12 protein-coding genes are annotated in these 13,337 nt (G+C 70.4%); 4 read left to right on the top strand and 8 right to left on the bottom strand.

Annotated elements, in window-relative coordinates; translation table 11 throughout:
* Positions 1–110: 110 nt before the first annotated feature.
* Complete coding sequence (locus tag OHA88_RS37460; protein WP_328628763.1) at positions 111–1,061, top strand: cytochrome c oxidase assembly protein; 951 nt, start codon at positions 111–113, stop codon at positions 1,059–1,061.
* A gap of 66 nt (positions 1,062–1,127) precedes the next feature.
* Positions 1,128–1,286, top strand: coding sequence for a hypothetical protein (locus OHA88_RS37455; RefSeq protein ID WP_037822362.1), 159 nt, complete (start codon positions 1,128–1,130; stop codon positions 1,284–1,286).
* Between the two features lie 117 nt (positions 1,287–1,403).
* On the opposite strand, the gene fusA is transcribed toward OHA88_RS37455, so the two are convergent.
* Together fusA and OHA88_RS37445 are read right to left on the bottom strand one after the other, a co-directional pair.
* Positions 1,404–3,503, bottom strand: a complete 2,100-nt coding sequence (fusA, locus tag OHA88_RS37450) for an elongation factor G (RefSeq protein ID WP_328628762.1) — start codon at positions 3,501–3,503, stop codon at positions 1,404–1,406.
* A gap of 467 nt (positions 3,504–3,970) precedes the next feature.
* Complete coding sequence (locus tag OHA88_RS37445) at positions 3,971–5,161, bottom strand: SUKH-4 family immunity protein (protein ID WP_328628761.1); 1,191 nt, start codon at positions 5,159–5,161, stop codon at positions 3,971–3,973.
* Between the two features lie 331 nt (positions 5,162–5,492).
* Here OHA88_RS37445 and OHA88_RS37440 point away from each other — a divergent pair, with 331 nt between their 5' ends.
* Complete coding sequence (locus OHA88_RS37440) at positions 5,493–6,203, top strand: lysophospholipid acyltransferase family protein (RefSeq protein ID WP_328628760.1); 711 nt, start codon at positions 5,493–5,495, stop codon at positions 6,201–6,203.
* A gap of 65 nt (positions 6,204–6,268) precedes the next feature.
* Complete coding sequence (locus OHA88_RS37435) at positions 6,269–7,327, top strand: NAD-dependent epimerase/dehydratase family protein (RefSeq protein ID WP_328628759.1); 1,059 nt, start codon at positions 6,269–6,271, stop codon at positions 7,325–7,327.
* Positions 7,328–7,411: 84 nt separating this feature from the next.
* Here the strand turns inward: OHA88_RS37435 and OHA88_RS37430 are convergent, their stop codons facing one another.
* From OHA88_RS37430 to OHA88_RS37405, 6 genes are all read right to left on the bottom strand, one after another.
* Positions 7,412–8,989 (bottom strand): alpha/beta hydrolase, encoded by a 1,578-nt coding sequence (locus OHA88_RS37430; protein WP_328628758.1) that lies wholly within the window; start codon positions 8,987–8,989, stop codon positions 7,412–7,414.
* A 168-nt stretch (positions 8,990–9,157) separates the two neighbouring features.
* Positions 9,158–9,922 (bottom strand): urease accessory protein UreD, encoded by a 765-nt coding sequence (locus OHA88_RS37425; RefSeq protein ID WP_328628757.1) that lies wholly within the window; start codon positions 9,920–9,922, stop codon positions 9,158–9,160.
* Positions 9,919–10,596 (bottom strand): urease accessory protein UreG, encoded by a 678-nt coding sequence (gene ureG, locus OHA88_RS37420; protein ID WP_267006392.1) that lies wholly within the window; start codon positions 10,594–10,596, stop codon positions 9,919–9,921. The genes OHA88_RS37425 and ureG overlap by 4 nt, the downstream gene beginning before the upstream one ends.
* A 36-nt stretch (positions 10,597–10,632) precedes the next feature.
* The gene (locus OHA88_RS37415) at positions 10,633–11,295 is read right to left on the bottom strand and encodes an urease accessory protein UreF (protein ID WP_328628756.1); all 663 of its coding nucleotides are present in this window, start codon (positions 11,293–11,295) and stop codon (positions 10,633–10,635) included.
* Positions 11,296–11,308: 13 nt separating this feature from the next.
* On the bottom strand, positions 11,309–13,030 hold the full coding sequence (locus tag OHA88_RS37410) for an urease subunit alpha (RefSeq protein ID WP_328628755.1): 1,722 nt from the start codon (positions 13,028–13,030) through the stop codon (positions 11,309–11,311).
* On the bottom strand, positions 13,023–13,334 hold the full coding sequence (locus tag OHA88_RS37405; protein WP_267008179.1) for an urease subunit beta: 312 nt from the start codon (positions 13,332–13,334) through the stop codon (positions 13,023–13,025). The genes OHA88_RS37410 and OHA88_RS37405 overlap by 8 nt, the downstream gene beginning before the upstream one ends.
* Between the last annotated feature and the right edge of the window lie 3 nt (positions 13,335–13,337).

Here is a 13,337-nt window from a genome sequence, read left to right as displayed (position 1 = left end):
CAACACCGGATCCTGACGACTGCCCCCGGCCGCAGCTGCGGCCGGGGGCAGTTCTACTCTGGTCGGGACAACCGGCACGAAACGGGGACGTCCCCAGCGGGAGTGAACAGATGGATCACAGCGGGCACGGCATGAACATGGATCTGCCGCCGTTCACGCTGGGACGTGGGCTCCCATTCTCCGCGGACCCGTTCTTCCTGATCGGCTGCGTCCTGGCGCTCGGCCTGTACGGGTACGGCGTGCTGCGGCTGCGCAGACGCGGCGACAGCTGGCCGGTCGGCCGGATGGTCTTCTTCGTCATCGGCGTGCTGACCATCGCCCTGGTCATGTGCACCAGGCTCAACGACTACGGCATGGTCATGTTCAGCGTGCACATGGTGCAGCACATGGTGATCAGCATGCTGTCGCCGATCCTGTTGCTGCTGGGCGCCCCGGTGACACTGGCGCTGCGTGCGCTGCCCGTCGCGGGCCGCGGCCGGAAGGGCCCGCGCGAGCTGCTGCTCATGCTGCTGCACAGCCCGTACATGAAGATCATCACGCATCCGGTGTTCACCATCCCGCTCTTCATCGCCAGCCTGTACGCGCTCTACTTCACCCCGCTGTTCGACTTCCTGATGGGTTCGAAGACCGGGCACCTCGCGATGATGGTGCACTTCCTCGCGGTCGGCCTGGTCTTCTTCTGGCCGATCATGGGCGTCGACCCGGGGCCGCACCGGCCCGGCTATGTGATACGGATGCTGGAGCTGTTCGCGGGAATGCCGTTCCACGCGTTCTTCGGCATCGCGCTGATGATGGCGACCTCGCCGATGGTGGAGACGTACAAGCATCCGCCGGCCTCGCTCGGCATCGACGCGCTGAGCGACCAGAACTGGGCGGGCGGCATCGCCTGGGCGTTCAGTGAGATCCCTTCGGTGCTGGTGCTGATCGCGCTGGTCTTCCAGTGGTACCGGTCCGAACAGCGGACGGCGAGGCGCGCGGACCGCGCCGCCGACCGGGACGGCGACCAGGAGCTGAAGGCGTACAACGCCTACCTCGCCTCGTTGCAGGCGCGCGGACAGTAGCGGTGGACGCACCTTCCGGGTGACGATGGGGTCCACGGCCGCGCGGCCGACAAGGAGGGTGCGCGCATGTCCGGTTCCACGAAGACGATGGGGATGCTCACCGTCGGGGCCCTGGTGGCGGTCACCGCCTACACAGTGGCGCTGGGGAGCAACGGCTGGCTCTGGTTCGGCTGGGTGGTGCTCGGGCTGATCACCCTGGGGATGGCCGCCACGCGCGACACCTGAACGGATACGCCCTTTCGGGTACACCGGACGGGCTCCCGGCGCAGCTGCGGCCGGGACCGAACTCCGGACTGTGGTGATGGCCCCTGCCCGCGTGCGGGCAGGGGCCATCCTCGGGGGCTACCGGGGCGGTGTCCGGTTGAGCACCGCGCCCGGCGCCGGGGCGTAACCGGTGGCGCGGGTGGTGAACGTTCCCCGGCCCTGGGTCCGGCTGCGCAGTCGGGTCGCGTAGCCGAACAGCTCGGCCAGCGGCACGGTCGCCGTGATCACCGCCGTACCTGCCCGCGAGGTCGAGCCCGAGACCCGGCCGCGCCGTGCCGCCAGGTCACCGAGCACACCGCCCACGGCGTCGCCGGGCACGGTGACCGTGACCTCCACCACCGGTTCCAGCAGCACCATCACGCTGCTGCGCAGTGCCTCCCGAAGCGCGAGCCGCCCGGCCGTCCGGAACGCCATCTCCGAGGAGTCCTTGGAATGGGTGGCTCCGTCGGTCAGCGTGACCCGCAGTCCGGTCACCGGGTGACCGCCGAGGGGGCCCTCGGCCAGAGCGTCCCTGCAGCCGGCCTCCACCGCCCGGACGTACTCCTGCGGCACACGTCCACCGACGACGGTCGATCGGAAGACGAAGTCCACCGCGCGGCCCGTGTCGTTGTCACCGGAAGCTTCCAACGGCTCCGTGTCGAGTACGACGTGAGCGAACTGGCCGGCGCCCCCGTCCTGCTTCACGTGCCGGTACACCAGTGCGGACACCCCTCGGGCGACCGTCTCCCGGTAGGCCACCTGCGGCCGGCCGACACCGACGTCCAGCCCGTGAGCACGACGGATCTTCTCCACCGCGACCTCCAGATGCAGTTCCCCCATTCCTGACAGCACCGTCTGGCCGGTCTCGGGATCGGTCCGGACCGACAGCGAAGGGTCCTCCTCGACCAGCCGCACCAGCGCCGACACCAAGCGGCCGGCATCGATGCTCCTGCGGGCCTCGACCGCTACGGAGACGACCGGAGCCGCCACGGAAGGCGGTTCGAGAACCAGTGGTGCCGCGGGTGTGCACAGGGTGGCACCGGTGCGGGCAGCTTTGAGCCCGACCACCGCGACGATGTCCCCGGCCACCGCCCGTTCCACGTCCGAGTGCCGCCCGGCCTGCACCCGCAGGATCCGGCCGACGCGCTCGTTACGCCGGGCGCCCACGTCCAGCACCGTGTCTCCCTTCCCGATCGTTCCCGAATACACCCTCAGATAGGTCAGCCGCCCCGTGGCGGTCGAGCTCACCTTGAACACCAGCGCGGCGAAGGGCGCCGCCGGATCGGCGACCCGCTCCTGCACCGCACCGTCCAGGGTGCCGCGGACTGCCGGCACATCCAGCGGCGAGGGCAGATAGGCCACGACGGCCTCCAGCAGCGGCTCGATCCCGCGGTTGCGGTAGGCCGTCCCGCACAGCACCACCACGCCCTCACCGGTCCGGGTCAGGTCGCGCAGCGCGGCGGCCAGCGTCTGTGCGGAGACCTTCGACCCCGCACAGAACTCCTCCAAAGCGACCGGATGAAGTTCCGCCACCGTCTCCTCCAGCAGTCGTCGGCGTCGGTGCGCTTCTTCCAGCAGGGCGTCCGGCACCCGGCCCTCCTCGGGCGTACCGCCGTCGTCGGGCCAGACCAGCGCCCGCATACGGAGCAGATCCACCACCCCGGTGAACCCGTCCTCCTTTCCGATCGGCAGCTGGACCACCAGCGGGACCGTGTGCAACCGGTCCCGTATCGACGCAACCGCCGTGTCGAGGTCGGCACCGGCACGGTCCAGCTTGTTGACGAAGGCGATCCGTGGGACCCCGTGCCGATCGGCCTGCCGCCACACCGACTCGCTCTGCGGTTCGACTCCTGCGACAGCGTCGAACACCGCGATCGCTCCGTCGAGCACCCGTAGCGAACGCTCCACCTCGTCGGAGAAGTCCACGTGGCCGGGGGTGTCGATCAGATTGATCCGGTGGCCGTCCCAGGCACAGCTCACCGCAGCGGCAAAGATGGTGATCCCGCGATCGCGTTCCTGGGGATCGAAGTCGGTGACGGTCGTCCCGTCATGGACCTCGCCTCGCTTGTGGGTGGCGCCGGTGAGGTAGAGGATCCGTTCGGTGAGGGTGGTCTTGCCGGCGTCGACGTGGGCGAGGATGCCCAGATTGCGAACGGCGGTCAGCGGACTGGTGAGATGACGGTGCAGGTCGGTACGCACGGCCCATGGCCTTTCGGGGTGATCCGGAACGGGGCGGCGCGATCTCCGGACGAACTGGCCTGCAGTCAGGCCACGCAGAAGCCCCTGATGCGGCGCACCGCACCGGAAGTCGGCCGCCGGGCGGCTCAACACCGTTCGATCAGGGGTCAGTTGTCCGTCACGGACATCCGGTTCCGGCCGCGCAGCCGGAACCGGGCGCACGAAGACACCAGGATCACCTCGTACCGTGACGGGGGAACAACAACAGCGATGCGGTAACGCATGGCCGGTCTCCCCTCACTCGTCACGGCGCGCGCCGGAATGTTGTTGTGGCGCGCGGTTCGAGGCGAGTGTAGTGAACCCCGTGCAGGCGGGGCACCGGGTTTTCCGGCAGTGGGGAGGCGGCGACCGCCCGGGGGTACCCGGCGCGGCGCAACAGATCGAGCACGTCCGTCTCTCGTCGCCCGCCGGGAGGGCATGAGGGAGCCTCAGGCCAGCAGACCGCCGGTGTGCCCGTCCTCGGCGAGCATTCGCCAGGAGTGCGCAGGCGTCGCGAACGCCTCCGGGTCGACCGCCTCCACCAACCTGTCGACCACGCTGAGCAGCAGCACATGGGGGTCGAACACCGACCAGACGGTGGCCCTGCGCCCGTTGTCCCAGCGCCGCCACTCGGTGCGCAGCCGCTCGTACGCCCAGAGCGCGTACAGCAGCGCGGACAGGTCCCGGTTGAGGTAGGCGGCGGGCAGGCCCTCGTCGTACCAGGTCGGCAGCTCCAGACGGCCGCTCGAGCCGTCCAGCGCGACTGCAAGGTCGTGGGGCCACCAGCCGATCGCGAGGTAGTCGCGCTGGTACCCGCGCTCCTCCTCCCCCTCGTCGGCATCCTGGAAGCAGTCCGGGTGTGCCTCCGCCATGCTGACCAGGGGAGCCTCCTCCTCGACCCCGAACATCTCTCCACCGAGCGGCAGCCCCACGTCCGTCAGCAGTCGCCTCGTCGGCTCGTGGACCAGCGCGGCGGGCAACTCCTCGGGCCGGTAGCGGCGTACCAGCCCCTCATCGGTCAGCGCGGCGAGCTCCTCGACCAGGTCGGCCCCGAACTCGTAGGCGAGACCGTCAGCTTCCGTGCCGGGCAACGCGCCCCAGGCCAGCGAGGCGACCAGCAGTGCGGTGTCCCAGTGCGCGGGCGGGTTCTCCGCAGCGGCGCGGAACAACCCGGGGTCGACCTCTCGCATCCGCCGCTCGGCGATGCCCATCACGGCGGCGGCCACCCCGGCACCGCGGCGCCCGTCACCCGCGTCCCGCTGCTCGGCGGCCAGGGCCACCGCCTCCGTCTCGCGGATCAGCCCGGCCAGGGCGGGCAGATCGGAGGCGAGCAGGTCGCGCCGCAGCGCACCGCCGCCCCGCCCGGCGAGGTGGACCTCCCCGCTCACGCCGTCCAGCACCACCCAGCTGCCGCAGTACTCCGTCTCCCCCAGGACGAACAGGGGGCCGGCACCGACCGCCCCCTCACCGATGTCCAGGGTCGCCGGCGGGCCGGCCCCCAGCCCCGCGAAGTCCAGGAACGCCGCCGACTCCGGCAACCCTTGCACCACGAGGAACTCCCGGCTCTCCGTGTGCATCAGTCCTGCCGGCAGGTCGGCCTCCCGCAGTCGCCGGCACACCGCCGCCCCGTCATTTCCCATCCCGGCCCCCGACTTCACGTACAGACGATCCCCGCACTCCCATCTCCCCGACCCTAAGGGCTGCCCGGACAGGGCGCCCGGCCGCATGAGTTCCGGGCGAGACCCTCCACGACTGATCGGGCTACGATCGATCGTCTCAGCAGTCTGCGTGCGCCAGGCCGCAGAGGCCTGATCTGAAGGGCCATCACGTGAGCCGACCCGGAGCCGGCCCGAGTCCGGTCGCCCCCACGGCAGTCGAACAGGCATGGAAATCGATTCACTCGGTAGATTCATACCGTGACCTGGCAGAACGCTGCCCCGGAGCCGATCCTGTAGGGATGGGAGAGCCACCGTGTTCTACTACGTGCTCAAATACGTCATTCTGGGGCCGTTGCTGCGGTTGCTGTTCCGGCCCAGGATCGAGGGACTGGAGCACATTCCGGAGGAGGGCGCGGCGATCGTCGCCGGCAACCATCTGTCGTTCTCCGATCATTTCCTGATGCCCGCGATCATCAAACGGCGCATCACCTTCCTCGCCAAGGCGGAGTACTTCACCGGTCCGGGGCTGAAGGGGCGGCTGACCGCCGCGTTCTTCCACAGCGCCGGGCAGATCCCGGTGGACCGGTCCGGCAAGGATGCGGGACAGGCCGCGATCCGTGAAGGGCTCGGGGTGCTGAGCAAGGGCGAGCTGCTCGGGATCTATCCGGAGGGGACCCGTTCGCACGACGGGCGGCTCTACAAGGGCAAGGTCGGTGTCGCGGTGATGGCGATCAAGGCGCAGGTGCCGGTGGTGCCGTGCGCGATGGTCGGTACGTTCGAGATCCAGCCTCCCGGCAAGGTCGTCCCGCGGATCAAGCAGGTCACCATCCGCTTCGGTGAGCCGATGGACTTCTCCCGCTATGCCGGGATGGAGAATCAGAAGGCGGCGATCCGGGCAGTCACCGACGAGATCATGTACGCGATCCTCGGGCTCTCCGGTCAGGAGTACGTCGACGAGTACGCGGTCAAGGTGAAGGCCGCGCAGGCGGAACAGGCGAAGAAGTTCCCGAGGCTGCGACGCTGACCGCGAATCCGCGATCGGCGAACGCGCATGGCCCAACGGGGCCGCCTCCGCCTAGCGTTCCTCGCATGGGCAAAGGGCACGCATGGATTCTTGGAGCGACGGGACAGATCGGGCGGGCCGCGGTGCGGGCGCTCGTCGAGGACGGATGGGAGGTGACGGCGGCCTCGCGCGGCGGCGGGCGGGACGAGCAATGGGCCGACGGCGTACGGACGACGACCCTCGACCGGGACGAGGATGGGGCGCTCGCCGCGGCGCTGGGCGACGGCTGTGACGTGCTCGTCGACATGGTGGCGTACGGCGAGCAGCACGCCCGGCAGCTGACCGGGCTCGCGGACCGGATAGGTTCGGCGGTCGTCATCTCCAGCGGTGCGGTGTACGAGGACGATCGCGGCCGCAGCTTCGACACCCAGGGCGAGCCCGACGGGGCCCCGCGGTACCCGGTGCCGATCCCGGAGACACAGCGCACGGTGGCGCCGGGGGACGCAACGTACGGGACCAGGAAGATCCGGCTGGAGCGGGATCTGCTGGCGGCGGGTGACGCCCTGCCGGTGACGCTGCTGCGGGCCGGTGCGATCCATGGCCCGCACTGCCGCTCGCCGCGCGAGCTGTACTTCGTGAAGCGGCTGCTGGACGGGCGCGGACGACGGGTGCTCGCGTACAACGGCACGAGCCGCTTCCATCCGGTCCACGTGTCCAACGTGGCCGAGCTGATCCGGCTCGCCGCCGGGCAGCCCGGGTCGAGGGTGCTCAACGCGGCTGATCCGCATGCGCCCACGATCGTGGAGATCGCGTCGGCCATCGACGGGGTGCTCGGCCGGGAGACGGAGACGGTGCTGGTGGACGGGGCACCGCCGGTGGGGGAGGTCGGCGAGACGCCGTGGAGCAGTGCCCATCCCATCGTGTACGACATGACGGCTGCCGGGAAGGAGCTCGGCTACCGGCCGGTGACGGGCTACGTGGAGTCGCTGCCGGAGACCGTCGAGTGGCTCGTCGGGCAGCTCGACGGCCGGGACTGGCGGGACGCCTTCCCGGCGATGCTGCGGGCGTACGGCGAGGGCCTGTTCGACTATGAGGCGGAGGACGCCTGGCTGGCGCGGTACGACCGGGAACGGCCGACGCGGTAGGGCCGGGGTCGGCGAGCGGGTCCCGTACGGGAGACGGGCGGCCGGTGATGATCCTCCGGCCGCCCGTCCCCCTCGCTCAGCCGACTACGGCTTCGGCGTGGCGTGCGGGGTGCACGTCACGTCCTGCCCGTCGGTCTGTCCGGTGAGCAGGTAGGTGTCCACCCGCTCGTTGATGCAGGGGTTGACCAGGCCCGTGACGCCGTGCGAACCGGCGTCCTTCTCGGTGATCAGACGCGAACCCTTGAACCGCTTGTGCAGCTCGACGGCGCCCTCGTACGGGGTGGCGGCGTCACGCGTGGACTGCACGATCAGGACGGGCGGCAGGCCCTTGCCGGTCTTGACCTCCAGCGGGGTCTGCTGCTTGGCCGACCAGGTCGCACAGGGCAGGTTCATCCAGGCGTTGGCCCAGGTCATGAACGGGTAGTCCTTGTGCAGCCGGGTGTTGTCGCGGTCCCACTTCTGCCAGCTGGTGGGCCACTTGGCGTCCGCACACTCGACGGCCGTGTACACGGCGTTGCCGTTCTCGGAGGAGGCGTTCCCCGCGAGGTCCGACATGTCGGGGCCCGCGGCGTCGACCAGCGCCTGGGTGTCGCCGGCCCGGTAGTTGCTCCAGGTCCGGGCGACGAGCGCCCAGGTGGAGTCGTAGTACGGCGCGTTCTGGAAGAATCCGATGAGCTCGGCGGGTCCGACGACCCCGCCGATCGGGTTCTTCTTGGCCGAGGCACGCAGCTTCAGCCACTCCTGCTCCACCTGGGCAGGGGTGGTGCCGATGTGGAAGGCCGCGTCGTTCTGGGCGACCCATGCCTTCCAGTCGTCCCAGCGCTTCTGGAAGGCGATGTCCTGGTTGAGGTTGGCCTCGTACCAGATGTTGTCCTTCGCCGGGTTGACCACGCTGTCGACGATCATGCGCCGGACGTGGTCCGGGAACAGCGTGCCGTAGACCGCCCCCAGGTAGGTGCCGTAGGAGACGCCCAGGAAGTTGAGCTTCTTCTCACCGAGCGCGGCGCGGATGACATCCAGGTCACGTGCGGTGTTCGGCGTCGTCATGTGGGGCAGCATGTCGCCGCTGCGCTCGGCGCAGCCGTCCGCGTACTCGGCGGCGAGCTTGCGCTGGGCGCGCTTGTCCGCCTCGCTGTCGGGTACCGGGTCGACCTTCGGGGCCTTCACGAACTCCTGCGGGTCGACGCAGGAGATCGGCGCCGAGTGGCCGACACCGCGGGGGTCGAAGCCGACGAAGTCGTACGCCTTCGCGGCCTTTGTCCACAGCGGGTTCTTGTTGGTGATCCGGGTGGGGAACCGCAGCCCGGAGCCGCCGGGGCCGCCCGGGTTGTAGAGCAGCGCGCCCTGCCGCTCCGCCTTCGTACCGGTGCTGACGTGCCGGTCGACGGCGAGCTTGATCTGCTTGCCGTGGGGCTTGGCGTAGTCGAGCGGTACGGTCACCCAGCCGCACTGAATCGGAGTGGCCAGGGCCCAGTCGGCCGGGCAGTCCTTCCAGTCGATGCCGGTGTGGGCCGCCCGTGCGGCGGCGATCTGGACGCCGCGCGCCTCCGAACCGCTGTGGTGGCGGCCGTCGGCTGTGGCCGTCGGTGCGGCTATCGCGCCCGCTATGAGCGTGCCCGCGATCAGAGTGCCGGCCGAGCCGAGCACTGCTGTGCGTCTCAAGTGGAACCTCCCCCATTGTCTGAAGCGCCGCGGTTGGCAGCGCAGTTCACATCGAGACCTCCCGCGGATCCTGTCGCCTGTGGGGTTCCTGAGAACAGGGCGTACACGCACTTCTTTACCGAATCGATAACCGGACACCCGTGTCCCGCTGAGCGGTGCGCAACCGTGTCAGCCGGCCAGCACCTCGTCCAGTGCATCGTCCAGAACGGTGCGCAGCAGTCGTGCGTCGAGGGCCACGGCGGTCACCAGTACCGCGGGGCCGACCAGCCGGGTGAGGACGGCGGTCGGCCCCAGCAGCCTCGTATCGGGGCACTTGTCCTCGAATGCCGGGTCCACGACGAGGAGCTGGCCGACCGCACGATGTCCGCCGAGCACGGCGCCGCCGTCCCAGCCACCGGGTGCCCCCGGCCCGTACGCCACTTGCTGATCGAGAAGCGGGCGCCCGGCGCGGTGGACGGTCAGGCGGCTGGTGAGAGTGCCGGTGGTCTCGCTGTGGCGGCCGAGGACCTGTTCCTCGCGCAGCACCAGCCTCGCGGTCTCGGCGAGTTCGACCCTGGTGGTCATGCGCAGCTCGCTGCCGCACGCCGAAATGAGCTGCTCCGGAAGCCAGTTGAGCTCGGCTCTCTCTCCCACCGTCAACTCGATGTCGTATGTGGCGGGTTGTACATCCGGTCCAGGGCCGGGCAGCGCCACGGTCGCCGCCGCGGAGTCCACGGTGAGCCTGGCTCCTGCCTCGACCCGTGCCTCGATGGCGAGCCGGTCGCCGCCCAGCGGTCCGCTCATCGCGCCCACGACGGTGACCCGGGCGCACGGTGCGACGGTGGCCCTGGTCCGGCGCAGGGCGAGCGGCCCGTCGCTCTCGAGGACGGGGAGAGCCGTGGCGCCACGGCCGTCGGGGACGGCGGTGATCCGGGCGGTCGCGTGGACGCTCATGCGGTCCAGGCAGCGAGCTGCGCCCGTACCCAGTCCGCGACGGGCTTGACGCCCTCGCCGGAGGTGAGGGAGGTGAAGGCGACGGGGAGTGTGCCGCGCTGCTCCGCGGCGTCCCGGGCCATCCGGTCCAGATCGGAGCCGACGTACGGCGCAAGGTCGGTCTTGTTGATCACGAGGAGGTCGGAGGTGGTGACACCGGGCCCGCCCTTGCGCGGGATGTCGTCACCGCCCGCCACATCGATGACGAAGATCTGGGCGTCGACCAGACCTTTGGAGAAGGTGGCGGTGAGGTTGTCGCCGCCGGACTCGACGAGGATCAGATCGAGAGGGCCGACGGTGTCCTCCAGGTCCTCGACGGCTTCCAGGTTGGCGGAGATGTCGTCGCGGATGGCGGTGTGCGGGCAGGCGCCGGTCTCGACGGCCTGGATGCGCTCGGGCGGCAGCACGGCGTTGCGCAGCAGGAACGCGGCGTCCTCGCGGGTGTAGATGTCATTGGTGACGACGGCGATGGACACCTGGTCGCGCAGCGTGCGGCAGAGCGCTGCGACGGTCGCCGTCTTGCCGGAGCCGACCGGGCCGCCGAGACCGATGCGCAGGGCGCGGCGGGTGCCGTCGGGGCGTGCGGCGTCGGCACTGATGGCTGCCGGGCCGTCGTGGGAGTGGTCCAGATGCATGGGGTGCGGCTCCTGAGGGGTGTGGTGCGGGTGGTCCTATGAGGCGAACAGGCGGACCGGCCAGGCGGCGTGCGCTTCGGCGGTGATGTCGAGCAGAGGCGCGGAGGCTGCGGGCAGCGCGTCGATGCCGTGGTGAACGGCGGCGGCGGCCTGTTCGGCGACCCGGTCGAGCTCGGGCGCGAGGCGGGCGAGGACTGCGGTGGCCTCGAAGGGGTTGAGGGACAGCAGCCGGACCGCCGCGGTGGCCGGTCCGCTGACCGTTTCGTACGCGACGCAGTGCGCCGCGTCCTCGGGTCCCAGACCCGCCGCGCGTGCGGTGAGGCCGAGCACGACGGGCTGGTGGGCGCCGCGCGGCCGGGCCTCCGCGAGTACGGCGAGTTCGGGGCTGGGCCAGGTGGCACGGGCGGCCCGCATCAGCTGACGGCCGAGCTTGCGCGCGACCGCGCGCAGTGCGGGTGACGGTGTGCGGGCATCGGCGGCCTCGTCGAGCGCGAGCGGGTCGAGGCCGTGGGCGGCCGCCGCGGCGAGCGCGGCGGAGGTGAGTCCGGTGGTGTGCAGGCGGCCCCGGCAGAAGGCGGCGAGGTCCTCGGCGTTACGGATGCGTCCTGCCTCGACGGCCGGTTCGGCGCCACCCGAGTGGGCGTGCCCCCCGGCGGGGAACCGGCCGTCGGCGAGGACGAGCAGTGCTGCGCGGCTCATCACATGACCTGTCTCAGAAGAGGAAGTAACGCTGGGCCATGGGGAGTTCGGCGGCGGGCGCGGGTTCGACCGGTTCGCCGTCGATGGTCACCGCGAAGCTGTCCGGATCGACCTGGACCCGCGGCAGCGCGTCGTTCTCCCGCATGTCCGCCTTGGTGACCCCCCGGGTGCTGGTGATCGGCACGAAGCGTTTACCGAGTCCGAGGCGTTCCGGCAGCCCGTCCTCGATGGCAGCACTCGCCACGAAGTTGAACGAGTTGGCGGCGGGCGCCCGGCCGAGTGCGCCGAACATCGGCCGGGGCATCACCGGCTGCGGGGTGGGGATGGACGCGTTGGCGTCGCCCATCTGCGCGTATGCGATCTGTCCGCCCTTGATGACGGTCTGCGGCTTGACGCCGAAGAAGGCCGGGTCCCACAGCACCAGGTCCGCGAGTTTGCCGGTCTCGACGGAACCGATCTCCTGGTCGAGGCCCTGGGCGACGGCCGGGTTGATGGTGTATTTGGCGACATAGCGACGCACTCGGTGGTTGTCGGCCCGCCCGTCGCCGGGCAGGGGGCCGCGGCGCTTCTTCATCACATGGGCGGTCTGCCAGGTGCGCAGGACGACCTCGCCGACGCGGCCCATCGCCTGGGAGTCGGAGGAGATGATCGAGATCGCTCCGAGGTCGTGGAGGATGTCCTCGGCGGCGATGGTGGACGGCCGGATCCGCGATTCGGCGAACGCCAGGTCCTCCGGGACGGCCGGGTTGAGGTGGTGGCAGACCATCAGCATGTCGAGGTGTTCCTCGATGGTGTTGACGGTGTGCGGCCGGGTGGGATTGGTGGAACTGGGCAGGATGTACGGCTCCGAGACCACGGTGATGATGTCGGGCGCGTGGCCGCCGCCGGCGCCTTCGGTGTGGTACGCGTGGATGGAGCGCCCGGCGATCGCGGCTAGGGTGTCGCCGACGAAGCCGGCCTCGTTGAGAGTGTCCGTGTGGATGGCGAGCTGAGCGCCGCTCTCCTCACACACGTTCAGACAGGCGTCGATGACGGCCGGAGTGGCCCCCCAGTCCTCATGGATCTTGAATCCGAGTGCTCCGCCGCGCAGTTGGGCCCGCAGAGCGTCGCCGGACATCGTGTTGCCCTTGCCGAGCAGTCCGATGTTGACGGGGTGGACCTCCAGCGACTCGAACATCCGGGCAAGGTGCCAGGCGCCCGGGGTGACCGTGGTGGCCTTCGTACCCTCGGCCGGTCCGGTGCCGCCGCCGACGAGCGTGGTGACACCGGCGGAGAGCGCCTGGTCGACGATGGTCGGCGAGATGAAGTGGACGTGTGCGTCGACGGCGCCTGCCGTCACGAACTTGCCGTTGCCCGCGATGATTTCGGTCTCCGGGCCGATGACGAGATCGAGGTGGACGCCGTCCATCGTGTCCGGGTTGCCTGCCTTGCCGATGCCGGTGATCCGGCCGTCGCGGATGCCGATGTCCGCCTTGACGATGCCCCAGTGGTCGATGATGACGGCGCCCGTGATGACGGTGTCGGGAGCCCCTTCGGCCCGGGTGGTGCGCGCCTGGCCCATCGATTCGCGGATCACCTTTCCACCGCCGAACACCGCTTCGTCGCCGGCGAGTCCGGGGCCGCCGGAACGGTCCTCCTCGATCTCGACGAGCAGATCGGTGTCGGCGAGCCGGACGCGGTCGCCGGTGGTCGGCCCGAACAGATCCGCGTACACGGCGCGGTTGAGCTCAGCCATCGAGGGCACCTCCGGTTTCGCCGCGCAGGCCCGGGACGATGCGCCGTCCGGCGAGGGGCACGAGTTCGATGTCGACGGGGATGCCGGGCTCGAAGCGGACCGCGGTCCCGGCGGCGATGTTCAGCCGCAGGCCGTGGGCGGCCGCACGGTCGAATTCGAGGCCTGGGTTGGCCTCCGCGAAGTGGTAGTGCGAGCCGACCTGGACGGGCCGGTCGGCGGCGTTGAGGACGGTGAGTCGGGTGACCGGGCGGCCCGGGTTGAGCGGCACGGGCCCGTCCGCGTAGAGGATCTCTCCGGGGATCATCGG

The organism is Streptomyces sp. NBC_00353, from assembly GCF_036108815.1.
Lineage (GTDB): Bacteria > Actinomycetota > Actinomycetes > Streptomycetales > Streptomycetaceae > Streptomyces.
This window is presented reverse-complemented; position numbering and strand designations above follow the sequence as displayed.